This window comes from Corynebacterium striatum (assembly GCF_016728105.1).
In the GTDB taxonomy this organism is placed as follows: Bacteria; Actinomycetota; Actinomycetes; order Mycobacteriales; family Mycobacteriaceae; genus Corynebacterium; species Corynebacterium striatum.
In genome coordinates, this window is the sequence record NZ_CP068158.1 from 1,901,735 (window position 1) to 1,924,871 (window position 23,137).

Consider the following 23,137-nt stretch of genomic DNA (forward strand, 5'->3'; position numbering starts at 1 on the left):
CTCGTTTCGAGCAGCTGCTGCTTGGGTTAGCGCCGAGCAATCCTTCCTAGGCCCCGCAGGAATGCGGGGTCTTCGAAGTATGAGCTGTGGTCACCGGGCAGACGGTTAGCCCCTGGCAGGGGTGTGGCCCCGAAGGCCGCGGAGCTCGGGTCCGGGCCGTGGATTCCACCGCCTGGGCCTGTGGTGGTGCCGATGGGATCGTGCGCGTTTGTCGACGCCCATGTGCGCGCTCTTAGCTCGCTAGCTGTTGCGGCATCGGTGCCGGGGCTGCCGACGAAGACCACGTCATCCGCAACGTTGTCGGCGCGCACTGCCTTTCCCGCCACCACAGAACCGTAGGAATAGCCCACGATTATTCGCTGCGCGCTAGGAAAGCGCTGGCCCACGGCGCGCTGGAAGCGCTGTAAATCCTGCGCGCCGCGTGTAGCTGGTGCCTCGTGCAGTGCCCCGCTTAGGTTGCGTGGCGCGGAGTATCCCATCCACGCCACGGCTGGACCGCCGGTCGCGTGCGCGATTGCCCGCGCGCGTTCGATGCCCCGCTGCCAGCCGCCGGGGTCCGAGGAACCAACGCCGCCGATAAACGTGGTGACGCTAGCGGCCGCGGTTCCCACCTTTGTCGGATCGACAAGCACCGCGACTCGGCCGGGACCTGCTTCGAGAATCTTTACGTCGGGATTGTTGGCGGCAAGGGCGGCTGCCTCCGGTGGGGCGGTGCTCAGTTGCATTTGGTGCAGGCTGTCTAAAGGCATCTCGGAGAAGTCTTCGAAGTAGTTGCCGCCCGGGGCGAGCTCCGGGGTGCATAGTGCATCGATTTGGGCGGCGCAGGCCCAGTCGAGGGCGTCAGCAAGAGCGTCAAGTGCATTCAACATTGTGCCCAGCTGAGTGGACCACGGCTGGACCTCATCCATTCGGGTAAGCATGCCGATTGCCTGGGCGCGGAGTTCTTCGACGCGAGTAAGTAGGGGTTGGTAGCTCTCCAACACCAGTGCCGCGGCGCGCATGGCCTCGGCGGGAATCATGAGCTGGCCGGTGGTGGCCGAAAGCTGGCTCCGGGCGGCCTCCGCAAAGTCTCCGAAAATTGGCAGGCGTACCCAATTATCGAGCGAACCCTTAATAAATAAGTCGAGCTCAGCGCCTGAGTTGTGGAGGTGTCGTGCGCTCAGTGTGAGGCTTGCTGCACGATTCATTGCAGGCCCCCGTCCAGTGTCTGCGCCAGGTCTATGTCTAAATGCTGGGCATGGCCCAGGAATTGATCGAGGTTGTTAAGGGCGGCGTCGTGAAGCGCGGCGTTCTTGCTCAGCGTTGAATCCCACTTAGCCTGAATGCGGGCCAGCGCCGTTGCGGTGCGCGGGTACTCAGGCGGTGGGGGAGCCGTTGGGAGGTGCCGGCGGCCAAGAAGGGAACTGACGGTGGAACGGGCGGAATCTGCGATAAAGAAGTTCATAAACCCAGCCTTGCGGAAGATGTCAAGGATTTTCCATACCCAAATTCTCTGCGAGGGCAGATCTGTGGATAACTCATCGCGACTTGCGCTATTTTGGGTAGTCATGTTGGTAGCTGCAGTGCAAATTCAGACCGGCGGAGACATCGAGGAGAACCTCGAGTTGGCCGTGGAGAAAATCCGTGAGGCCGCGGAAGGCGGCGCGCAGCTCATCGTGCTGCCGGAGGCTACCTCCCAAGCTTTCGGAGCAGGTCGCCTCGACAAGCAGGCACAGGGGCTCGAAGGCAACTTCGTGACCACCATTCGTGCGGTGGCGCAGCAGCTCGGTGTCACCGTGGTGCTGGGCATGTTTAGCCCAGCGGACACCGTTGAGCGTGATGGCAAGACCATCAACCGCGTCACCAACACGGCCTTGATCGCTGGCCCCGATATCTTGGGCGGTTACGAGAAGATTCACACCTACGACGCCTTCAATTACAAGGAATCCGACACGGTGCGCCCGGGTGAGGCGCTTGTGGCTTTCGACGTCGCCGGCATCACCGTAGGCGTGGCAATCTGCTACGACATCCGCTTCCCAGAGCAGTTCAAAGAGCTGGCTCGCCAAGGCGCCCAGGTCATCGTGGTGCCTACGAGCTGGGCTGATGGCCCGGGCAAGCTCGACCAGTGGCGCCTGCTCAGTGCGGCGCGCGCGTTGGATTCCACCTCGTACATCGTCGCGGCGGGTCAAGCCCGCCCGGGTGGCAAGGAAAAGGCCGGTGAGGATTCTGGCCCCACCGGCATTGGTCACTCCGTTGTCGTGGCACCTGACGGCACCCGCGTAGTTGAAGCCGGCTACGAACCGGAGATCATCTATGCCGAAATTGATGCCGATCTCGTGGAGGAGACGCGCAAGGCAATCCCTGTGCTCGAGGCTTAAGGCTCGCCCACCACGCTATTGCTTTGTCCACTCGGACTTTTTCCATGCGGCCCATGCGTCCCAGTCCTCCCAGCCGTCGAGATCGGCTGCGGAAGCTGCCCACTCATGTCCGCGCTGCCAGGACGTTTCTTCGATGTGCTCAGCTGGGACCCCGTGGTTGAGCAGCGCTTCGCGGGAAACCTCCACGCGGTCGGCTGGGCCAACCAGGATGAAGCGCTTGCGCTTAGCTGCCGTGCCCTCGTGCAGGAGGACAGCCTCCATAGGGTCTTCGGTGGACTCCACGCTAAAGCCCTCCGCCTGAGGCTGCGCGCCCAGCAACCACGGGTCTTGGGCGCTACGCGCGATGCAGTGCAGCGACAGTCGCGGTGCAAGGGCTTGGACGTTGGCTTGGAAATGCGTGTCGTAGTGCTCGCCCGGGGAGGGCATCACGCTGTAGATGCTGAGTCCTGCGGGAAGGTCATTGGAGTTCAAGCAATCCAGCAGCGCTGCGCGTGCGGCCGCCCAGCCGGTTCCGAAGCTAATCAAGGCGGTACCTGCTTGGCCTGCTTGCGAAGCAGCTTTGGTACGCAGCTCAAGCGGCTCGCCGGCAGGCGCGCCCAAAGTCCACCAGTCCCCAGGTTTGGCCTTGGCCAGCATGGAGGAGGCGTCGCCAGCTAGCGCCACGTGGAAGGTCAGCTGCCCGGTCGCATCGGCGGGGTGGGCTGGAGTGAGCATGCGCCATGTGCCGGGCAGCAGCTGCGAGGTGACGGGAAAGTGCTGGCCGGTTTGGTAGTTAATGGGAGCGCCGGATTCCACCCGGATGATGGCGGTCTTGCGGTTGGGGTGCTCGACCGCCACGACCTGGGCGCTGTGTGCGGGGGCGATGCCGGCGACGTCGTCAGCATGCGCTGCCTCCGCCATGGCTTGGCACACCATGTGGAGGGCGCGAGTGGCCACCTGCTGTTGGTGGCTGGTGAGCGCTAGGGCTTCGAAGCCTTTAATGAGGGAAGCTTCGAACTTGGGATAGATTTCCGGTGGGAAGCCGTGGCGGCGGTGCTCGCGGCCGAGTTGCTTGATGCGCTCGAGGGTTTCCGCAGGCACTGTGCCGTCGTCTTCAGCGGCGTCGAGTACCCAGGCCACGGCCGGGCCGAGCGCTGGGTGCGTATCGCGCATGGACAGGGCGAAAATCTGGCGTGACTCCGCCACGGTGGCGAAGAAGTGCTCGTGCACCGCGTCGCGGTAATCGTCGGCGTGTCTGCGTACGTGTTCGCCCAATTCCTTCATGTCAGTCAATCCTACTTGGGGCGTTGGTCGTTCGGGATCCAACCGAGTTCCGGCGCTACGTGCTTGGCAAAGCTTTCCAGGATGCGCACGTTTACGTCCAAGCCCATGGTGGTGGGCACCGTGATGAGGAGCGTATCGGCGGCCATGATTGCCGGATCAGCCTTGAGCTGTTCAATCAGCTTGTCCGGCTCGGCGGCGTAGGTGCGGCCGAAGGTGGAGGCGCCAACCTCCGGCAGGAAGCCCACCTGGTCGTGCCCGGTGGCCTGCATACCGAAGCGCTGCATATCTGCGCCATCGACGATGGGGAAGATGGAACGCGAGACAGAAACGCGCGGGGTCCAGTCGTGGCCAGCTTCCTTCCATGCGGCGCGGAAGCGGTTGATCTGGTCCACCTGAATCTCGCCGAGAGTCTCAGCGGAGGTTTCCGAAACGAGGGTGGAGGACATAAGGTTTACGCCATCCTTGGCGGCCTGCTCCGCGGTGTGGTGCGTGCCAGAACCCCAGAAGATGTTCTTGCGCAGCTCAGGGGAGTGTGGGAAGACCGGTAGCTGGGAACCCGGCTGATACATGTTGGGGTACTGGTTCTCCAGTGGGGCGGCGGTGGCCATGCCATAGCCGTCGATGGCGGCCATGAACTTTTCGAAGTTGGCGCGGGCCAAGTCCGCGCCGTTGGGGGCCTCGGAACTGTAGCCGAAGGACTCCCAGCCGCGGTCGGCTACCTCGGGAGCGCCGCGGGAGACACCCAAGGCCACGCGGCCGCGTGCGATTTGGTTCAGGGAGGCTGCTTCCTCTGCCAGGTACAGCGGGTTTTCGTAGCGCATATCGATAACGCCGGTGCCGACCTCGATGTGCTTGGTGGAACCCGCCACTGCGCCCAGGAGCGGCATCGGCGCGGAGGCTTGCGGCACGAAGTGGTGGACGCGGAAGGAGGCGTTGTTGACGCCGATTTCGTCCGCGGCTTGTGCAAGGTCGAGGTGGATCTTGGCCATGTCCTCGGCCGAGGGGCCGCGCTGTCCGCCGAAGGCGTAATGACCAAAGCTTAGAAAGCCGAATGCTTTCATATCTAACTCCCTAATTTTATTGACGTAACAACAAAAAGGTTAACACTTTTAGCTTGAAGCGTCGAGTGTGCGGAGAGCTTACACGGCAGCCCGCGCCGCGAGCCCGGCCTGACCGGCGCCGATGACGGCGAGGTGAAAGTGGGGCTGTGGGATGCCGGCGTTCGAATTTACTCTCGCCACTGTAATACCTAGGAGGGGTAAGCTTGTTGGGCAATGATTGAATTCGACAACGTCTCGGTCCAGTATCCGAGAACCCCGACCCCCGCGGTGGAGAGCTTTTCCTATGCCCTGCAGCCGCGCAAGACCACCATTCTGGTAGGCCCTTCAGGCTGTGGGAAGACCACCCTTTTAAGGTTGGTTAACCGGATGGTGGAGCCATCCCAAGGTCGAGTGCTTATCGATGGCATTCCTGTGGTCGAACGCGATGCTGTGCATCTGCGCAGGTCAATTGGTTATGTAATGCAGAACTCCGGGCTTCTGCCGCACTTTACGGCGCTAGACAACGTGGCCGCGGTGGCCAGACTGAGTGGGGCCACTAAAAAGCAAGCGCGGGAACAGGCGGCCCAGTGGCTGGAGCGAGTCCACGTCGCCTCCGAATTCTTCGACCGCTACCCAGGTGAGCTCTCCGGCGGCCAGGCGCAACGCGTGGGCGTGGCCCGTGGCCTCGTGGCCGACCCCGACATCGTGCTCATGGACGAGCCTTTTGGCGCTGTTGATCCAGTGGTGCGCCGCGAGTTGCAGCGTGAGGTCCTGCAGCTGCAGGAGGACATAGGCAAGACCATCCTCATGGTCACCCATGACGTTGATGAGGCATTTTTGCTTGGCGACGACGTGGTGCTCCTCGGAGAGCGCGCCCACATCCGTCAGCACGGCAAAGCGGAGCAATTCATTACGAGCCCCGCCAGCACCGAGGTTGAGCACTTCGTGGGGTTGGAAGCTAAGCGCCTCCATGTTGAGACCTGCGACGGGCGCAAGGTGTTGGTGGGCGAAGACGGAACGGTGGCCGGAATATTGGCGGATGGTCCCGCATGAAGTGGGACTGGTTAAGCAGCAACTTTTCGCGCTTGGTGGAGCTGGGCATCGCGCACGCTAACTTGGCGTGGCCGCCTATCCTGCTTGCTTTGCTGGTGGCGCTGCCAATTGGCTGGGTGGCGCACCGCTACCGGCGAATTCGCGAGATTGTCGTGGGCCTGAGCAGCGCGCTCTACATCATTCCTTCGTTGGCGCTGTTCATCTTGCTGCCTTTGGTTATTGGAACTTCGGTGTTGTCGTCACTCAACGTGATCATCGCGATGACACTGTACGGGCTGGCCTTGCAAGTGCGCTCCACGGCGGATTCCTTCGACACCGTCCCAGCGGCGGTGGCTTCTGCGGCGACCGCGATGGGATACTCGCCGCTGCAGCGAGTGTTCCAGGTGGAGCTACCCCTTGCAGGACCTGGCATTATCGCCGGCCTGCGCGTGGTCTCTGCCTCGACGATTTCGCTCATCTCAGTGGGTGCACTGGTGGGCGTGCACTCTTTGGGCACGCTTTTTACCGAAGGGTTCCAGCGCAACTTTCCCACGCAGATCATCGCGGGTTTTGTAGGTACCGTGTTGCTCGCTGTGCTCTTTGACCTGCTGCTTGTCCTTATCGGGCGTGTGCTGCTGCCCTGGGCTAGGAAAGCGTCATGAACTTTCTTCTAGAGCCTTTTCATTCATCGCTGATGGCGCGAATTGGAGCGGTGCAAATGGGTTGGGGCAGCGCCTGTTGGCACACTTGGGCTATACCCTAGCGGCAGTGACAATCGCAGCCGTCGTCGCTTTGCCCTTGGGTGTCCTGATGGGGCACACGCGTCGCGGCGTGAACGGCGTCGTTGCTGTGTCGGGCGCATTGCGCGCGTTGCCTTCTTTGGGTCTGCTGACCTGGCTGACCCTGGAGTTTAGTTTCGGGGTGCGCATTCCCGTAATTCCGGCGATTGTAACGCTCGTCATTTTGGCTATCCCGCCGATGCTGGCGGGTACAGTTACCGGCGTGATGGCCATTCCGCGCGGGGTGGTGGACTCGGCCCGAGCTGCGGGATTTAGCGAATCGGACATTGTGCGGCAGGTGGAGCTGCCGCTTGCCGCGCCTTCCATCGTGGGCGGCATACGCTCTGCGGCGGTCCAGGTGCTGGCCACCGCGACCATCGTGGCTTATATCGGGTTGTCTGGGCTGGGCCGCTACCTCATTGATGGCTTGGCGCTGCGTGACTACCCGCAGATGCTTGTCGGCGCACTCATGGTGGCTCTTTTGGCATTAGCTGTCGACGGTGTCTTGGCGCTGTGCCAGCGATTGCTACGCCCGAATACGGGCATGCGGAACTAAGTCTGTGGCCGGAGGTAGCTACAAGAGTTGGACGCTGAGGAGGCATATAAAGAAGGCATGACGGAATGAATCTGGGTACCGTGGAGTTAGCGCAGTTAAAAACTCAACAGTTTTTGTCGCTACGTCTAGATACAACGCTCCTTACTCCCTAGCCCGGAAGGTATGTCTCATGCGCTCATTTTCACTTCTTCACTCTGGCCTGCAGCGCGGTACCTTGCATCGCGGCGTGGCCGCGGTTTGTGCAGCTGTCACCAGCGCGGCCCTTCTGGCGTCGTGTAGCTCCGCGGATCCTACGGCGGAGCCGGGGGCGTCGGAAAGCGCCGGCGATAGCAAGACCATCGTCATCGGTACCGCAAACTTCCCAGAGTCCGAGATCTTGGGCCAACTGTGGGCCGCGACCTTGGAGGACGCAGGCTTCGATGTCGAAGTGAAGTCCGGGATTGGTTCCCGCGAGATTTATATGAAGGCCCTAGAAGAGGGAACTGTGGACATTGTGCCGGAATACACCGGCAACTTGGCGCAGTTCTACAAGGCGAAACTTCCTAGCGGGGCTGATGAGCAGAAGGTTTATGAGGCACTCGAAGGCGTGCTGCCCGAAGCGCTTGCCGCTGGCGCATTCGCCCCCGCGGAATCGAAAGACGCCTATCATGTGACGCCTGAGGTAGCGAAGAAATACAAGCTAGCTTCCCTCGCTGACCTGAAGAACTTGGACGAGATTAAGCTGGCGGGAAACCCGGAGCTTGCGGAGCGTCCGTACGGCCCACGCGGACTCAGTCAAACCTATGGCGCGGACGAGGACAAGTTCACCATGCACGCAATTTCCGATGGTGGCGGCCCGCTGACTATTGCGGCGCTTTTGGAGGGTGAGGCCAACGTAGCAGATATTTACACCACCTCGCCCATCCTGGATCGTGATGGCAAAGAGGTAAAACTTGTGCGCCTGGAAGATCCCCAGAACCTGGTAGCCCCGCAGAACGTTGTACCTGTCTACCGCAGTGCGGATGTTCCGCAAAAGGCGGTGGAGGCACTCGATAAGTTTGATGGAAACTTAAAGACTGAAGACCTTGTAGCGATGAACTTAAGAAATTCCGGTAATGAGAAGGCGGAGCCGGCTGCTATCGCCCGCGATTTTATTGACGCGTCTTAAAAATTTTCCCTTATTTGGAGCCGATTTTTTCAATTCCTTCCTGACTTCCTGATTACCTGCACCGGCGCAAACTGGAATGCCTACGCGGACTTGACCTCCGGGAGCGCGCTGAACATATTTATGATTCGTTTCCTGAGGATACTTTCCTAATCTCGCGTACATCGGCAATGCCTGTGGCGTATATCGACATGGCTGTTTCGCGGCCAGTGCTTCTGCCGATACTTGTGTTTAACGTGGGAAAGGGCGGGCAGCGTCCTCGTAGTACGGCGACCTAGCTCTACTCTTGCGGTTTTCTCCCAATTTTCGGGGAAGGCCGCATTTCTTATGCATTGTGGTTGCACAGGGCGGCTCTGCACCCGGCATTCAAAACTTGAGTCTGGTACGCTCAGGCGGGAAAATGGAAAAATTCGAAGTTGAGTGGAACAAACTCAACTTTATGTGCGTTGAGATAAGTAGCAGCGAAGGAAAAGTCCTTCGAGCTGTGGAAACATAACAAATCTAACTTCACAAACTCCGACTTAACTTCCAAGGAGGAAGCCATGAGTGCTTTCAACCCCACCACCAAAACCCAAGAGGCCCTGCAGCAAGCGCTGCAGACTGCCTCGTCCAATGGCAACCCGGACATCCGCCCGGCCCACCTGCTCGCTGCAATCCTTAGCCAAGAAGAGGGCATTGCGGCCCCGGTCCTGAAGGCCACTGGCGTGGATCCGGAGACCGTGCTCAAGGAAGCGCGCGGCCTTGTTGATTCCTACCCCAAGGCTGAGGGTTCCGGGATGGCGAATCCCAACTTTAACCGCGACGGGCTCAACGTCCTGACCCGCGCGCAGGAGCTCGCCGGCGAGCTCGGTGATGAGTACGTCTCCACCGAGGTGCTGCTGGCAGCTATCGCAGGGTCCAAGACGGATGCTGCTGAGCTGCTTACCTCACGCGGCGCTACTTTCGACGCCCTCAAGGGCGCTTTCCCCTCCGTGCGCGGTGCGGCCAAGGTGACCTCTGAAAATCCCGAAGAACAGTTCCAGGCACTTGAGAAGTACGCCACCGACCTGACCGCTCGTGCGCGTGAAGGCAAGATCGACCCGGTCATCGGCCGTGACCAGGAAATCCGCCGCGTGGTTCAGGTCTTGAGCCGCCGCACCAAGAACAACCCGGTCCTCATCGGTGAGCCCGGTGTTGGTAAGACCGCCATCGTTGAAGGCCTGGCCCGTCGCATTGTGGCTGGTGACGTACCTGAGTCCCTCAAGGGCAAGACCTTGCTGAGCCTGGATTTGGGCTCGATGGTCGCCGGTGCGAAGTACCGCGGTGAATTCGAGGAGCGCCTCAAGGCTGTCCTCGATGAGATTAAGGCTTCCGACGGCCAGATCATCACCTTCATCGACGAGCTGCACACTATCGTCGGCGCAGGCGCCACGGGTGAAGGCTCGATGGACGCCGGCAACATGATTAAGCCGATGCTGGCTCGTGGTGAGCTGCGCCTCGTGGGCGCAACCACCCTCGACGAGTACCGCAAGTACATCGAGAAGGATGCTGCGCTTGAGCGCCGCTTCCAGCAGGTTTATGCCGCTGAGCCTTCCGTCGAGGACACCGTTGGTATCTTGCGTGGTCTGAAGGAGCGCTACGAGGTGCACCACGGTGTGCGCATCATGGACTCCGCGTTGGTTGCTGCGGCCGAGCTGTCGAACCGCTACATCACCAACCGCTTCCTGCCAGATAAGGCAATCGATCTCGTGGACGAGGCTGGGTCCCGCCTGCGCATGGAAATTGACTCCTCCCCGCAGGAGATCGACGAACTCGAGCGCGTGGTCCGCCGTATGGAAATCGAGGAGCTGGCGCTCAAGAAGGAGACCGATGCTGCCTCCCAGGATCGACTTTCCAAGCTGCAGCAGGAGCTGGCTGACGAGCGCGAGAAGCTCGGTGAGCTCAAGGCTCGCTGGGTCAACGAGAAGAAGGCTATCGATGAGGTCCAGCAAGCGAAGGAAGAGCTCGAGGACCTGAAGCGCCAAGCTGAGATCGCAGAGCGCGACGGTGACTACGAGCTGACTTCCGAGCTGCGTTACGGCCGCATTCCGGAGCTGGAGAAGCAGGTTGCCGACGCTGAGATTCGCGCCAACGCACAGGCCAACACCATGCTGACCGAGGAAGTCACCCCGGACACCATCGCTGAGGTCGTCTCGGCATGGACCGGCATCCCGGCTGGCAAGATGCTGCAGGGCGAGACCCAGAAGCTGCTCAACATGGAGGCCGAGCTGGGCCGCCGCGTGGTGGGTCAGAAAGAAGCGGTCAAGGCCGTCTCCGATGCCGTGCGCCGCGCTCGCGCGGGCGTTGCTGACCCGAACCGCCCGACCGGTTCCTTCCTCTTCTTGGGCCCGACGGGCGTTGGTAAGACAGAGCTGGCCAAGGCTCTGGCTGACTTCCTCTTCGACGATGAATCCGCCATGGTCCGCATCGATATGTCTGAGTACGGCGAGAAGCACTCCGTTGCGCGTCTTGTCGGTGCCCCTCCGGGATACGTTGGCTACGATGCCGGCGGCCAGCTCACGGAGGCCGTGCGTCGCCGCCCGTACACGCTCGTGCTTTTCGACGAAGTGGAAAAGGCGCACCAAGACGTCTTCGACGTTCTGCTGCAGGTCCTCGATGAGGGCCGCCTGACCGACGGCCAGGGCCGCACCGTGGACTTCCGCAATACGGTCATCATCCTGACCTCGAACCTCGGTGCTGGTGGCACCAAGGAGGAGGTCATGGAGGCCGTCAAGCGCAACTTCAAGCCGGAGTTCATTAACCGTCTCGATGATGTCGTGATGTTCGAGTCCCTGTCCTCCGAGCTGCTGGCCGGCATCGTCGACATCCAGCTCGATGCTCTGGCATCGAGGTTGCAAGGCCGTCGCCTCAACCTGCAGGTTTCCGACGCCGCCAAGCTGTGGCTCGCGGAGCGCGGCTATGACCCGGCTTATGGTGCCCGCCCGCTGCGCCGCCTAGTACAGCAGGCCATCGGCGACCAGCTGGCTCGCCAGTTGCTGGCTGGCGACGTCCTCGACGGCGACACCGTCCACGTCGATGTCGCTGAAGGCGGCGAGAGCCTCGAGCTCAAGGCACTCGGCTAAACGAAGTCGCGCGCACAACGCGGCTAAGTAGTAGCTAAACCAGGCACTGGAAGCCGCTGCAGCGGGGAAGACTCCTTATAAGGAGCCTTCCCCGTGACGAGGAAATCTAGCGTGGTTGAGAGTTCCCGCATGGGCGGCCCCTCGGCAGGAAACTCCGCGTGCCCTTAGAATCAGGGACATGAGCAATTTGGTTTCTCCGAGCGAACTCCAGCAATCCATCTATCGCGGCGACCGCGTCGCAGTTCTTGCATCCCTATGGGCTCCCGGTGAAGGGGAGGCCTACAACCAGTTCACGTCCCTCCACATTCCTACGGCGCAGTTTGCCGACGCCGCACACTCCTTCGTTGGCCTTCCAGGTTCCAAGGTGGGTCGTAACCCGCTTGTTAACCCGGAGCGTCTTCAGGAAAGCTGCGAGGAATGGGGCCTGCGCCCTGATTGGCAGATCGTGGTCTACGACGAGGGCCGTGGTCTCTTCTCTGCCCGCGCATGGTGGACCCTGCGCTGGGCAGGCTTTAAGAACGTTCGCATGCTCGACGGTGGCCTAGCCAACTGGCGTCGCCAAGGCTTTAATACATTGACTGGCCCGGGCAACCTAGGCCTAGCCACCGAAATTGAGATCGTCCCAGGCTCGATGCCTACCGCGACTATCGAGGATGTCAAGGCACACGACGGCCTTCTCATCGACTCCCGCACAGCTAACCGCTTCGCTGGCCGCCGCGAGCACCTTGACCTCAAGGCCGGCCACATCCCAGGCGCTGTGAACCTGCCTGAGCGATTGTTCCACAACCTGGATCAGACCATCAAGAGCGACGATGAAATCCTCGACATCCTCGATGCTGCCGGAATCACGCAGGACAACGTTCAGGACGCAATCATCTACTCGGGCTCCGGCAACCACTCCGCACTGACAATCGGCATCCTGGAGAACCTCGGTTTCACTGGCCTGCGCCACTTCGTCGGCGGTTGGTCCCAGTGGTCAGCTAATCCGGACAACCCAATCGAGCGCGGCGACCGCACCCACGTCTAAAAGCCAGCGCGCCAGCTCACGCACCCCAAGACTTCCTACTAAAGTCTTGGGGTGATGCCTTATCTAATCATTCTCCTCGCTCTTGCCTGCGGCGTCGCGGGCGTTGCCATCCTGCTTATAGAAAAGCGTCAACGTTCCGCTCAGCTTGGCGGCGTACCTACCCCTAATATCCCTGCCATCGAGACTGCCGAACCGGAAGCGCCGGAAAACCACCAGACCGCAACTCCAGCCCCGGTGGCGGCTCCGCATCCAGAACCTGAACCAGCCCCTGCCGCCAATATAGAGCCAGAACTGGCCGCCGAGCCGGTTGCCGAATCGGCACCAGAACCCACGCCAGAGTCGGGCGGTGGCCGCTCCCATGCCACACGAGCTCGCAGCTTCGTGCCGGGCTCCATGCGCCGCGGCCGCAGGGCGTGGGGCGAAGAGCATGGTTTTGAGTACACCAAGCAGGACGATTACCTTGCCGATGAATGGATGCGCGGAGCCGCCGCTTTGGGCGCGGCGCCGAAGGACATCGTCGCAGGCTTCGTGCACGGCCACGAGATGCTGATGATGGACCTGGGCGGCATCAATGTCATGGCCATGCGCACTGGCGCTACCTCCGACATCGTGGTGGATTTCCGCCGCGTTGGGATTGAGGAGGAGTCAGCCTCGGAAGACCTATTCATGGTCGATGTAATCGAAGGCTTTGAAGTCTTCGCCACCGACGTGGGCGTCGGCAAGCGGCTCATCGATGAGCGCCTCGAAGTGGCGCTCCACCTCCTGCCCGCCGAAGTCACCGCTGTGTGGATGGAGTCCGAGTGGGTACTCGCGCAGACCACCAAACACGCACGTGCCGCGGAGTGGGACGCCATGCTCGCCCCCATGGCCAAGCTTGCCGACGTCGCGCGTGTCCTCCCGCCGCGTTCTTCCGCGGCGCAAGTCCTCCGCGTCGAGGAGCTCGACCCTAGCCGTGAGATCCCCGCCCCTCCGCAGGCAGAGCCGACCGGCCCCACCCTGGTCCCAGACCACGAGGAGATCCAGCGCCCGCACATCCAGCGGCCTGAGGAGCCTGTGGAGCTGCCCAGCCGCACGCGCAGCGAAGTCCGCGGCGTAGTTGACCACAGCGCACTTGGCGCTGATGAAGTCGACGCCATTGCTGATGGTCGCGAGCGCCCGCTGCCCGATAAAGCGCAGGCCCGTATGCGCCGCAACCTCAACCGCCGCTCGACCATCTTCGGTGACGAAGACTCGAACGAGTAGTCTTTAAATCGTCTAAACCTTAAAACCCCGCAAACAATCTAAAGCACTCAGCATTAACGCGAAGGAGCGCCATGAGCTTGGATTCACAAAAGAAGGCCCGTCTGGCAGAGCTAGTCAAGGAGCTTGCCGTTGTTCACGGCAAGGTCACCTTGTCCTCCGGTAAGGAGGCCGACTACTACGTCGACCTGCGCCGCGCGACCCTGCAGCATGAGGCTTCCCGCCTCATCGGCTCGCTGCTGCGTGAACTCACCGCCGACTGGGATTACGTCGCCGTCGGTGGCCTGACCCTAGGCGCAGACCCAGTTGCTACCTCCGTGATGCACGCTGATGGTCGCGACATCGATGCCTTCGTCGTGCGCAAGGAAGCCAAGAAGCACGGCATGCAGCGCCGTATCGAGGGCTTCGACGTTGCAGGCCAGAAGGTGCTCGTTGTCGAAGACACCACCACCACGGGCAACTCCCCGCTGACCGCGGTGGCAGCACTGCGCGAGGCTGGCGCGGAGGTCGTCGGCGTGGCTACCGTCGTGGACCGCGCTACAGGTGCTGACAAGGTCATCGCTGAAGAGGGCTTGGAGTACCGCTACCTGCTGAGCTTGGAAGATCTTGACCTCGCCTAAGGAAGAACCCCGCGAGCACTTGCAGGAGGAGACTTCTGCTAAGGGCCCTACCGAATGGAACGAAGGCCGGCACGGAGTCGGCCCATGGGAAGGCTTGCTGCCGGAAGGTCCGCAGTACGATCCCGAGCTGCTTCGCGACGGCGATCACCGCAACGTGGTGGACGCCTACCGCTACTGGAGCAGGGAAGCTATTACCGCGGACATCGATAAGCGCAGGCATGCGCTCCACATCGCTATCGAGAACTTTGAGAATGACTCGAACATCGGCACCGTGGTCCGTACCGCCAACGCCTTTGCCGTGGATACCGTCCACATCGTGGGGCGTCGCCGGTGGAATCGCCGCGGCGCCATGGTGACTGACCGCTACCAACACCTGATGCACCATGCCACCGTCGCTGAGCTTCTGGAATGGGCGAGTGATAAGGGGCTTAGCGTTGTAGCGATCGACAACACTCCCGGCTGCGTTCCCCTTGAGACTGCGGAGCTTCCCGAGCGCTGCTTGTTACTGTTTGGCCAGGAAGGCCCTGGTGTCACCCAGGAGGCCCAGGACGCTGCGATGATGACGTGTTCCATCGCCCAATTTGGTTCGACGCGCTCGATTAATGCGGGCGTTGCAGCAGGCATTGCGATGCATGCCTGGATCCGTCAGCATGCTGACCTCGAGCAAGCTTGGTAAAAGCGTGGTAAATCACTATCCGGAATGGATAGGATGAAGTAACAAAAACATAATCGGGAGTGATTAACCAACTGTGGAAGAGACATGGGCTCACCGCGCTGACCTCGCGGAAACTGCCATCAATGATCGCCATGCGCAAGCCGTATGGTCAATCCCGCGTACCAATCTCGCGGTTGTGAGCTGGCCGCCGACGAGCAAGGAAAAGCTCTTCGTGCACTGGCACTATTGGTGGCAAGCTCACTATCTCGATTGCCTAGTCGATGCCGCGCTTCGTAACAACACCAAGGTACGTCGAGCCCGCATCGCGGACACCATGCGCGGTATCCGCCTGCGTAACCTTTCTCAGCTGACCAAAAATCGCTACTACGATGACAAGGCTTGGCTCGCACTCGCCATGGGGAGGGCGGAAAACCTCAAGAAGGTCAAGGTACACAAGCGCCTTGGCAGCTTGCAGCGCAATATTCGCGAAGGCGTTGACCCAACCATCGGTGTGCTGCCGTGGCGCGAAGGGGAGACCTTCCTCAACGTGCCGTCGAATGGCCCGGGCGCAATCATGTTGGCTCGCATGGGCCGTATCAACGAAGCCCGCCACATCGTGAACTGGATTTATGATCACCTCGTTGATGATGACGGATTCATCATGGACGGCATCCGCATGCGCATGGATGGCCCAGAGATTGTGAAGGCAATCCACCCGTACTGCCAGGGCGTCGTGCTGGGCGCGTGCTTGGAGATCGCGCTTGCTCTGCGGGAAAAGGCTGGTCTGTCCTCCCTCGAGCGCATCGATACCGTGCAAGAGGCCGAGCTGGCTGCGGACATGATGCACTACATCACCAGCATTCGTGGCTTGGTCCAAGCGGTGGCGACGGGCATGGCGACTCCTTCCGGAGTCATCAACTGGAAGACGGGCGATGGTGATGGTGGCCTGTTCAAGGGCATCCTCGTGCGCTACCTTGCCGACGTCGCGGTGCGCTTGCCCGGCGATTCCCCGGCCAACCGGGCAACCAAGAAGCTGGCGGCGCGCATGGTGGTGGCTTCTGCGGAGTCGGTGTGGGAGCATCGCTTGGAAGTTGATGGTCTGCCGATCTTCGGATCCGACTGGACTGCCGATGCCCGCCTGCCGCACAACTATGGATTCGGGCCTAATACCCTCGGCGAAAAGGTCGGAATCATCCGCGTCGCTGAGCGCGATTTGTCGGTCCAATTGTCCGGTTGGATGCTCTTGGAGGCCTGCGCGAGGGTCACAAAGTACCAATCTGAAGAAGGATAAAAACGCATTACAAGCGTACTATTTTGTGGTTTTGCCTGCTCATTGCATGAGGCTTGGAACGCGCTAGCCTGCGTTAACTAACCTCACAAAATTTGTCGCGGCGAAAACGGACAAAAACAGGCATACTTGGGAACTGGAACGTGATTCTCCGAAACACACAAAGGATGGAACTTCATGCCAATCGCAACTCCTGAGGTCTATAACCAGATGCTTGACACCGCCAAGAAGGGCGGCTTCGCATTCCCGGCTATCAACTGCACCTCCTCCGAGACCATCAACGCCGCACTCCGTGGCTTTGCCGAGGCAGAGTCCGACGGCATCATCCAGTTCTCCACCGGCGGCGCTGAGTTCGGCTCCGGTCTGTCCGTGAAGAACAAGGTTGCAGGCGCTCAAGCTCTGGCTGCTTTCGCTTACGAGGCAGCAAAGCACTATGGCATCAACGTTGCACTTCACACGGACCACTGCCAGAAGGAAGTTCTGGACGAGTACGTCCGCCCGCTCATCGCCATCTCCCAGGAACGTGTTGACCGCGGCGAGCTGCCTCTCTTCCAGTCCCACATGTGGGACGGCTCCGCTATTCCAATCGACGAGAACCTCGTCATCGCACAGGAGCTGCTGGAGAAGGCACACAACGCAAACATCATCCTTGAGGTTGAGATCGGCGTCGTCGGCGGCGAAGAGGATGGCGTTCAGGCTAAGGCTGGCGCAAACCTCTACACCTCCACCGAGGACTTTGAGAAGACCGTCGACGCACTGGGCACCGGTGAGAAGGGTCGCTACCTGCTGGCTGCTACCTTCGGCAACGTTCATGGCGTCTACAAGCCAGGCAACGTGAAGCTGCGCCCAGAGGTTCTTGATGAGGGCCAGAAGGCTGCAATCAAGAAGCTTGGCCTGGATGAGAACGCCCAGCCGTTCGACTTCGTCTTCCACGGTGGCTCTGGCTCTGAGAAGGAGAAGATTGAGCAGGCTCTGTCCTACGGCGTTGTGAAGATGAACGTTGACACTGACACCCAGTACGCGTTCACCAACCCAGTTGCTCGCCACATGTTCGAGAACTACGACGGAGTCTTCAAGATCGACGGCGAGGTCGGCAACAAGAAGGTTTATGACCCACGCTCCTACATGAAGAAGGCTGAGCAGTCCATGGCTGACCGTGTTGTCGAGGCCTGCACCGACCTGCACTCCGTGGGCAAGACCGTTTCCAAGTAAGGCTGACCGCCAAACCCACACCACACAGAGCCGTTCCTCCACACCCCGCAGCCGCAGGGAGGGAGGAGCGGCTTTGCTGCGTTTAGCGTCAAAGAATGCCCCGGCAAAGTTCCTGGCAAAGTCCCTGGCCAAAATCCTCGCCCGAATCAAGACCGGTATCAAAACCCAAATGGTGAGGTCACCGTGCAGCAAAAGGGACTAGTGTAAGCCAATGGGGTAAATGGGAACCGCAAATGGTGAGATCAGCTCACCATCTAGAGCGAACCCAGCCACGACCCAGGCCGACCCCAACCAGAGCCAAGCAATCCACACGGGCGAACTAAGATAGGGAAACTATGGCGGATGACAAAAACACCAGCACAACTCAGCGGGTGAAACTAAGCACTCGCGAACAGCTGCGCAGCGTCGACCGCTCGGTGAAGTCTCGGTTCGCACGCGTGAAGTCGCGCTTCATGTTTATCCTGCAGTCAACGCTGGGAGCGGGCTTGGCATTCTTCGTCGCCCACGTGGTCTTTGGCCACTCGCAGCCGTTCTTCGCACCGATGTCGGTCATCATCATCCTTGGTCTTTCCGGCAGTGACCGTCTCAAACGTGCAGTGGACCTGTCTATCGGCGGCATTGTTGGCGTCATCGTGGGCACTCTGCTCGTCGACGGCGTGGGTACCGGCCCCGTCCACATGACCATCATCATCGGTTGCTCGCTGCTGATTGCCTCCTTTGTCACGAGTTCGCAGCTGGTCAGTAACCAGATCGCCATCGGCGCCATCCTGATTGCCACCATCATGCCGCCCGCAGAAATGGGTGGTCTCTCCCGCGCGATCGACGCCATCATCGGTGCGGTCATCGGTATCAGCATGGTTGCACTCATTCCTACATCCCCATTGCGTGCGGTACGCAAGGAAATCTCCAAGGTGTTGAGAGTGGCCTCATCAGTGCTTTTCGACGTCGCAGAAGGCTTGCGCGCCAACGACCCCCGGACGATTTTGGAAGCTCGTGATGCGGTACGTGGCACCCAGGGGGACATCAACAGCATGCTGAATGCCGCCAAAGGCGGGGCCGAAACCGTTAAGGTCTCGCCGTTTCTATGGAGCCGGCAGCGTAACGTGAAGTCGCTTGAACGCATTCTTACCCCAGTGGACAACGCGGTGCGCGGTGTGCGCGTGCTGTCCCGCCGTGCGTTGGTCCTTGCCGAGGACGGGGACCACGTGACCGACGAACAGATCGAGCTAATCGACGAGCTTTCCGACGTCACGATGGAACTCTCCGAGCTTTATGCCCAGGAATCCTCCAATGAGAGTCGTGCCAACGAGGCTGTGGTTATTCCAGAGATAGTGCGGAAGCTGCGCATTCTTGGCGCGCGATCGACCATGGAAGTGATCGGCGAGGATGGGGTGCTTTCTGCCTATTCACTGCTGGCGCAAACGCGCTCTATCATCGTGGATCTGCTCATGGTGTGCGGCATGTCGCGTGAATCTGCGGTGGCGCAACTGGCGCCGACCTCCGACCATCCGGCGTATCCACCAGAAGTGTGGGACGGCGAATAGAGACGAGAAAGGGTCCGCCGTTACGGACGAACCACCTGCAGATCGCGCAGGTGACGGTAGAACGTCACGCGGTTGACTGGGCGCTTGGCGCTGACACCATCGACCACGACGCGCAGCTCAGGGCCACCTGCCTGAACTGCACGGCCGGTGCATACGGTATCTTCATCAAGCTGTCCTGGTGCGGCCGGTGAGGAGAACTTCGAACGCAGCCAGGCGCCGAAACCGGATGGCTTAGCCGTGTCCGCAGCAAGGCCGAACGACGCCGACGCGGCGACGGGGGAGACGGCTTTTGCCGCGAGGATTCCCGGTGCATCGACCATGGGGACCAAGCGCGCACCGTACGTTCCGATCCCAGTGGTATTGGTGGCTTCGTGGCGAACCACCACGTGGTCATCGACGATGATCTCCCCCGTGATCTCCCCGTTGCTCCACTCTGAGATGGAAGCGGAACCAGCGATGGCTAGGCCGGCGTCGTTACGGATGAGTGGTACCGGGCGCACTGGCGCGCTCAGCGCGACGCTCAGTGCAGACTCGAAATCGGTGGGCAGGCCCCAGTTGCGGGCAACCGTCGACTCCTGCACGGGCACGAAACCCAGCTCGGCCCACAGGTAGTCGCTACGCATCATGCGAGTAAGCACGGCGGATAAAGCGGCGTCGGTCCCCACCACGACGACGCGTAGCGGATCCTTAAGGTGCGGTGCTTGCGGCGCGAGCTCGGGGGTGCCGAGGTGGCGCACATCTGGCTGGGCCGCGATCTCGTCGAGCGTAGGCGTGGGATCGTGGGGGAGTGCTATAGCAGCGGCGTCGTCAAGCGCGCGTAGCTCTTTACGGGTGGGAACCGCGCTGACGTCGAGAAGTGTGGCTTCAGCGGGCAGTTCTAAGGAGACGTCGCTGCCGCATCGAATAACAATGAGAGCCACCGTTTGAGACCTTGCCTTTCCAGGGATGTTGCCCGGCAGTGCGCGAGCCGTAACCCTTTCACCCTACAGCGCGTAGTACCCCCATGAGTAACGGCCGATTGGGGTGTACGGGGTCACATATGGCTATATTCTTATTCCGCATAACTTTCTACTTGGTGTCCTGGCACATGCTTGGGCACAGAAGCTATTTTCCAAACAATTTCGCGGAGGCTCCATCGTGGCTATTGAATTCACCATGATCCAGTCCATCGGCATCGCTGTTGTGTTGCTTATGCTGGGTCTCTGGCTCAAGCAGCGCATCTACTTCTTTGAACGTTTTGCCATCCCCGCCCCTGTTATCGGCGGGTTCCTTTTTGCCATCATCAACCTGGTCCTACACCAGACCGGCATTTTGGACATCACCTTTGATACCACGCTGCAAAGCTTCTTCATGGTCATCTTCTTCACCACGGTGGGCTACGGCGCATCGCTGAAGGTGCTGCGCGCTGCTGGGCCAAAGGTCATGCTCTTCCTGGTTGTGGCCCTGGTTCTGACGATTCTGCAGAACGTCGTGGCAGTGGGACTGGCGCCCCTCGTTGGCGTTGACGCGCAGCTCGCGCTCATGACGGGCTCCGTTTCGATGACCGGTGGCCACGGAGTTTCCGGCGGTATTGCTCCTCTCGTGGAAGAAGGCGGCGTGACCGGTGCTGAGACCGTGGCCTACACTGCAGCGACGTTCGGCCTGGTTATTGGCTCGCTCATGGGCGGACCGTTGGCGAACCGCTTGATCCTGAAGAACAAGTTGATGGACAAGGAATCCGCTGAGGTTGACATTGACGAGTCCATCCTGCAGCACGTATCTCGCAAACTGCGTGGCGACGCCGTGCTGCACGCCTTTGTGATGATCCTCGTGGCGATGCTGCTGGGCAGCTTCCTGACCGACGCAATGAACTACCTCGTGGGTCTGCTCACCGACAAGGCTGCGTTCCCGCTCTACTTCGGCTCCATGATCGTGGCCATCATCCTGCGTTATATCAATGACAGCCGTGAACAGAAGATGTACAAGGAATTGGTTCCGACCCAAGAGGTGGAGATCATCGGTGTCATTGGCCTGAACTTCTTCTTGGCTATGGCTCTCATGAACATCAAGCTGTGGGAGCTGGCTGAGCTGGCTATCCCGATGCTTATTCTGCTGCTCGCACAGACCATCCTCATGTGGCTCTTCGCCAACTTCGTCACCTTCCGCGTCATGGGCCGCGATTACGATGCCGCCGTACTCACCGCTGGTCACTGTGGTTTCGGCATGGGTGCAACCCCGAACGGTATGGCCAACATGGACTCGGTGGTCACCAAATTCAAGGAATCCAAACTGGCGTTCTTCATTCTGCCGATTATCGGCGGCATGTTTATTGACTTTGCCAACATCGTGAACATCCTGGTGTTCCTCAACTTGGCATAAGCCAATCCATTAGGCCATCTCCCCGTCAATTTAGCCCAGCGTATTCAAGCTGGCAGGAGGCGTACTCGCCGAAGAATTGTCGGGATTTGGCATAAGCATGTCACATTAGCCACCGCTACCCATGGTCTAGGGGTAAAGTAGTTGCGTATTTGGCTTCAATCATTAGGAAGTGACTCCCAAATGGCAGCAATCGTCATCGTTGGCGCTCAGTGGGGCGACGAAGGTAAAGGTAAGGCCACCGACATCCTCGGCGGCAAGGTTGACTACGTAGTCAAGCCGAATGGCGGCAACAACGCTGGCCATACTGTTGTAGTTGGCGGCGAGAAGTATGAGCTCAAGCTCCTTCCCGCCGGCATTCTCTCTGAGAACGCAATTCCGGTGCTGGGCAATGGCGTGGTTATCAATCTCGAGGCCCTCTTTGATGAGATCGACGGCCTTGAGGCACGCGGCGCGAATGCCTCGCGCCTGCGTATCTCCGCGAACGCTCATCTTGTGGCGCCGTACCACCAGACTTTGGACCGCGTGCAGGAGCGTTTCTTGGGCAAGCGCGCCATTGGCACCACGGGCCGCGGCATCGGTCCGGCTTACTCTGACAAGGTCGCCCGTATTGGCATCCGCGTGCAGGACATCTTCGATGAGTCCATCCTGCGCCAGAAGGTTGAGTCTGCGCTGGATATTAAGAACCAGATGCTGGTGAAGATGTACAACCGCAAGGCAATTGACCCAGAGCAAATCGTGGAGTACTTCCTGAGCTACCGCGAGCGCCTGACACCGATGGTTATTGATGCTGAACTGGAACTCAACAAGGCTCTTGAGGCTGGTAAGCACGTCCTCATGGAGGGCGGCCAGGCAACGATGCTGGACGTTGACCACGGAACTTACCCGTTCGTGACCTCCTCCAACCCATCTGCCGGCGGTGCTTCGGTGGGCTCGGGTATTGGCCCGACCCGCATTAAGACCTCGCTGGGCATCATCAAGGCCTACACCACCCGCGTGGGTGCCGGTCCGTTCCCGACCGAGCTCTTCGACAAGTGGGGCGAATACCTACAGACCACCGGTGGTGAGATTGGCGTAAATACCGGCCGTAAGCGTCGCTGTGGTTGGTACGATTCCGTGGTGGCTCGTTATGCCACCCGCGTTAATGGGTTCACGGACTACTTCCTGACCAAGCTGGACGTGCTCACCGGTATTGGTGAGATTCCGATCTGCGTGGCTTACGACGTCGATGGCAAGCGCTACGACGAGATGCCGCTGACCCAGTCTGAGTTCCACCACGCCACGCCAATCTTTGAGACCATGCCGGCCTGGGATGAGGACATCACCGGCTGCAAGACCTTCGAGGAACTCCCACAGAAGGCTCAGGACTACGTCCTACGCCTTGAGGAACTCTCTGGTTGCCGCATGTCCTACATCGGCGTTGGACCGGGCCGCGACCAGACCATCGTGCGCCACGACGTTATGACGGACCACTAATCCGAATATCCAATTCGCGATATTTAACTTAAATTAAGGCAGGGTTCCCTAACGGGGTCCTGCCTTTTTTGCGTAGTTACCACCGTTTACGAGATACATTCCTATGTCGAAAGTTCCATAAACTATTCCTTAAATGGAAAATCCGAGATTAACCAAGTAGCCGAGTATTTACATTTTCACCGTGGCAGCAATCACAATGTTGTTTCCTAACACTAAATTAGAAGGATGTTCCTGGTAGGGGCGTGTATAGGAGTGCTTAATGGCCAAATTTAAGGGAGGATTGGGGGTTTATGGCATCAGCATCACTGGCGCACTTAAGTTGGTTTAATTTAAGCTGTCTCACGAGTTCAGAGTGAGGCCTCGCCCAATACTCTTACCTTGCTTGGCGGACCACGCTGGGCTGGCTCCCAGCCGTTTTCCTTAAATGGCTGGCTTCTTCTATGGACCAT

20 protein-coding genes are annotated in these 23,137 nt (G+C 60.0%); 15 read left to right on the top strand and 5 right to left on the bottom strand.

Annotation, left to right across the window (positions count from 1 at the left end):
- Positions 1-26: 26 nt before the first annotated feature.
- Together I6I72_RS08925 and I6I72_RS08930 are read right to left on the bottom strand one after the other, a co-directional pair.
- Positions 27-1,187, bottom strand: coding sequence for an alpha/beta hydrolase (locus tag I6I72_RS08925; protein WP_049147154.1), 1,161 nt, complete (start codon positions 1,185-1,187; stop codon positions 27-29).
- Positions 1,184-1,444 carry a hypothetical protein gene (locus I6I72_RS08930; protein ID WP_034657090.1) on the bottom strand — a complete coding sequence of 87 codons (261 nt, stop codon included), beginning with the start codon at positions 1,442-1,444 and terminating at the stop codon, positions 1,184-1,186. Before I6I72_RS08930 ends, I6I72_RS08925 begins: the two co-directional genes overlap by 4 nt.
- A 103-nt stretch (positions 1,445-1,547) precedes the next feature.
- On the opposite strand from I6I72_RS08930, the gene I6I72_RS08935 reads away from it, so the two are divergent.
- A complete protein-coding gene (locus tag I6I72_RS08935) occupies positions 1,548-2,357 on the top strand; it encodes a carbon-nitrogen hydrolase family protein (RefSeq protein WP_049147152.1) in 810 nt (269 codons plus the stop codon).
- Between the two features lie 15 nt (positions 2,358-2,372).
- Here the strand turns inward: I6I72_RS08935 and I6I72_RS08940 are convergent, their stop codons facing one another.
- Complete coding sequence (locus tag I6I72_RS08940; protein WP_049147150.1) at positions 2,373-3,620, bottom strand: FAD-binding oxidoreductase; 1,248 nt, start codon at positions 3,618-3,620, stop codon at positions 2,373-2,375.
- 11 nt (positions 3,621-3,631) lie between these two features.
- Positions 3,632-4,681, bottom strand: coding sequence for an LLM class flavin-dependent oxidoreductase (locus I6I72_RS08945; RefSeq protein ID WP_049147148.1), 1,050 nt, complete (start codon positions 4,679-4,681; stop codon positions 3,632-3,634).
- A gap of 213 nt (positions 4,682-4,894) precedes the next feature.
- Between I6I72_RS08945 and I6I72_RS08950 the strand changes: the two genes are divergently transcribed.
- The 12 genes from I6I72_RS08950 (at position 4,895) to I6I72_RS09005 (ending at position 18,857) form a co-directional block, all read left to right on the top strand.
- Positions 4,895-5,713 carry an ATP-binding cassette domain-containing protein gene (locus tag I6I72_RS08950; RefSeq protein WP_049147145.1) on the top strand — a complete coding sequence of 273 codons (819 nt, stop codon included), beginning with the start codon at positions 4,895-4,897 and terminating at the stop codon, positions 5,711-5,713.
- Positions 5,710-6,354 (top strand): ABC transporter permease, encoded by a 645-nt coding sequence (locus I6I72_RS08955; protein WP_005529745.1) that lies wholly within the window; start codon positions 5,710-5,712, stop codon positions 6,352-6,354. The genes I6I72_RS08950 and I6I72_RS08955 overlap by 4 nt, the downstream gene beginning before the upstream one ends.
- Positions 6,355-6,460: 106 nt before the next feature.
- Positions 6,461-7,027 carry an ABC transporter permease gene (locus I6I72_RS08960; protein WP_236592612.1) on the top strand — a complete coding sequence of 189 codons (567 nt, stop codon included), beginning with the start codon at positions 6,461-6,463 and terminating at the stop codon, positions 7,025-7,027.
- A gap of 169 nt (positions 7,028-7,196) precedes the next feature.
- The gene (locus tag I6I72_RS08965) at positions 7,197-8,174 is read left to right on the top strand and encodes a glycine betaine ABC transporter substrate-binding protein (RefSeq protein WP_005529749.1); all 978 of its coding nucleotides are present in this window, start codon (positions 7,197-7,199) and stop codon (positions 8,172-8,174) included.
- Positions 8,175-8,713: 539 nt separating this feature from the next.
- Positions 8,714-11,272, top strand: a complete 2,559-nt coding sequence (clpB, locus tag I6I72_RS08970) for an ATP-dependent chaperone ClpB (protein ID WP_046646108.1) — start codon at positions 8,714-8,716, stop codon at positions 11,270-11,272.
- 178 nt (positions 11,273-11,450) lie between these two features.
- A complete protein-coding gene (locus I6I72_RS08975) occupies positions 11,451-12,299 on the top strand; it encodes a sulfurtransferase (protein WP_201806742.1) in 849 nt (282 codons plus the stop codon).
- A gap of 54 nt (positions 12,300-12,353) precedes the next feature.
- Positions 12,354-13,541 carry a type III secretion system chaperone family protein gene (locus I6I72_RS08980; protein WP_049151392.1) on the top strand — a complete coding sequence of 396 codons (1,188 nt, stop codon included), beginning with the start codon at positions 12,354-12,356 and terminating at the stop codon, positions 13,539-13,541.
- A gap of 71 nt (positions 13,542-13,612) precedes the next feature.
- A complete protein-coding gene (pyrE, locus tag I6I72_RS08985) occupies positions 13,613-14,158 on the top strand; it encodes an orotate phosphoribosyltransferase (RefSeq protein WP_046646105.1) in 546 nt (181 codons plus the stop codon).
- Positions 14,145-14,834, top strand: coding sequence for a TrmH family RNA methyltransferase (locus tag I6I72_RS08990; protein ID WP_201806745.1), 690 nt, complete (start codon positions 14,145-14,147; stop codon positions 14,832-14,834). The genes pyrE and I6I72_RS08990 overlap by 14 nt, the downstream gene beginning before the upstream one ends.
- 73 nt (positions 14,835-14,907) lie before the next feature.
- The gene (locus I6I72_RS08995; RefSeq protein WP_049147138.1) at positions 14,908-16,104 is read left to right on the top strand and encodes a glycoside hydrolase family 76 protein; all 1,197 of its coding nucleotides are present in this window, start codon (positions 14,908-14,910) and stop codon (positions 16,102-16,104) included.
- A 174-nt stretch (positions 16,105-16,278) separates the two neighbouring features.
- A complete protein-coding gene (fbaA, locus tag I6I72_RS09000; RefSeq protein WP_046646103.1) occupies positions 16,279-17,313 on the top strand; it encodes a class II fructose-bisphosphate aldolase in 1,035 nt (344 codons plus the stop codon).
- Positions 17,314-17,648: 335 nt separating this feature from the next.
- Complete coding sequence (locus tag I6I72_RS09005) at positions 17,649-18,857, top strand: FUSC family protein (protein WP_201806749.1); 1,209 nt, start codon at positions 17,649-17,651, stop codon at positions 18,855-18,857.
- 20 nt (positions 18,858-18,877) lie between these two features.
- Here I6I72_RS09005 and I6I72_RS09010 read toward each other — a convergent pair whose 3' ends face one another.
- Entirely contained in the window at positions 18,878-19,777 is a 900-nt protein-coding gene (locus tag I6I72_RS09010) for a diacylglycerol kinase family protein (RefSeq protein WP_201806751.1), read from the bottom strand.
- Between the two features lie 217 nt (positions 19,778-19,994).
- On the opposite strand from I6I72_RS09010, the gene gltS reads away from it, so the two are divergent.
- On the top strand, positions 19,995-21,215 hold the full coding sequence (gene gltS, locus I6I72_RS09015; protein WP_236592613.1) for a sodium/glutamate symporter: 1,221 nt from the start codon (positions 19,995-19,997) through the stop codon (positions 21,213-21,215).
- Between the two features lie 180 nt (positions 21,216-21,395).
- Positions 21,396-22,688 (top strand): adenylosuccinate synthase, encoded by a 1,293-nt coding sequence (locus I6I72_RS09020; RefSeq protein WP_201806754.1) that lies wholly within the window; start codon positions 21,396-21,398, stop codon positions 22,686-22,688.
- Positions 22,689-23,137 lie beyond the last annotated feature (449 nt).

What these genes read in the sequence shown, in the direction of transcription:
- I6I72_RS08935 (WP_049147152.1), top strand. Translation starts at nt 1,548, where the DNA reads ATGTTGGTAGCTGCAGTGCAAATTCAGACCGGCGGAGACATCGAGGAG.
- I6I72_RS08930 (WP_034657090.1), bottom strand. Translation starts at nt 1,444, where the DNA reads ATGAACTTCTTTATCGCAGATTCCGCCCGTTCCACCGTCAGTTCCCTT.
- I6I72_RS08950 (WP_049147145.1), top strand. Translation starts at nt 4,895, where the DNA reads ATGATTGAATTCGACAACGTCTCGGTCCAGTATCCGAGAACCCCGACC.
- I6I72_RS08965 (WP_005529749.1), top strand. Translation starts at nt 7,197, where the DNA reads ATGCGCTCATTTTCACTTCTTCACTCTGGCCTGCAGCGCGGTACCTTG.
- clpB (WP_046646108.1), top strand. Translation starts at nt 8,714, where the DNA reads ATGAGTGCTTTCAACCCCACCACCAAAACCCAAGAGGCCCTGCAGCAA.
- pyrE (WP_046646105.1), top strand. Translation starts at nt 13,613, where the DNA reads ATGAGCTTGGATTCACAAAAGAAGGCCCGTCTGGCAGAGCTAGTCAAG.
- I6I72_RS09020 (WP_201806754.1), top strand. Translation starts at nt 21,396, where the DNA reads ATGGCAGCAATCGTCATCGTTGGCGCTCAGTGGGGCGACGAAGGTAAA.
- I6I72_RS08925 (WP_049147154.1), bottom strand. Translation starts at nt 1,187, where the DNA reads ATGAATCGTGCAGCAAGCCTCACACTGAGCGCACGACACCTCCACAAC.
- I6I72_RS08955 (WP_005529745.1), top strand. Translation starts at nt 5,710, where the DNA reads ATGAAGTGGGACTGGTTAAGCAGCAACTTTTCGCGCTTGGTGGAGCTG.
- I6I72_RS08945 (WP_049147148.1), bottom strand. Translation starts at nt 4,681, where the DNA reads ATGAAAGCATTCGGCTTTCTAAGCTTTGGTCATTACGCCTTCGGCGGA.
- I6I72_RS08940 (WP_049147150.1), bottom strand. Translation starts at nt 3,620, where the DNA reads ATGAAGGAATTGGGCGAACACGTACGCAGACACGCCGACGATTACCGC.
- I6I72_RS08975 (WP_201806742.1), top strand. Translation starts at nt 11,451, where the DNA reads ATGAGCAATTTGGTTTCTCCGAGCGAACTCCAGCAATCCATCTATCGC.
- I6I72_RS08980 (WP_049151392.1), top strand. Translation starts at nt 12,354, where the DNA reads ATGCCTTATCTAATCATTCTCCTCGCTCTTGCCTGCGGCGTCGCGGGC.
- fbaA (WP_046646103.1), top strand. Translation starts at nt 16,279, where the DNA reads ATGCCAATCGCAACTCCTGAGGTCTATAACCAGATGCTTGACACCGCC.
- I6I72_RS09005 (WP_201806749.1), top strand. Translation starts at nt 17,649, where the DNA reads ATGGCGGATGACAAAAACACCAGCACAACTCAGCGGGTGAAACTAAGC.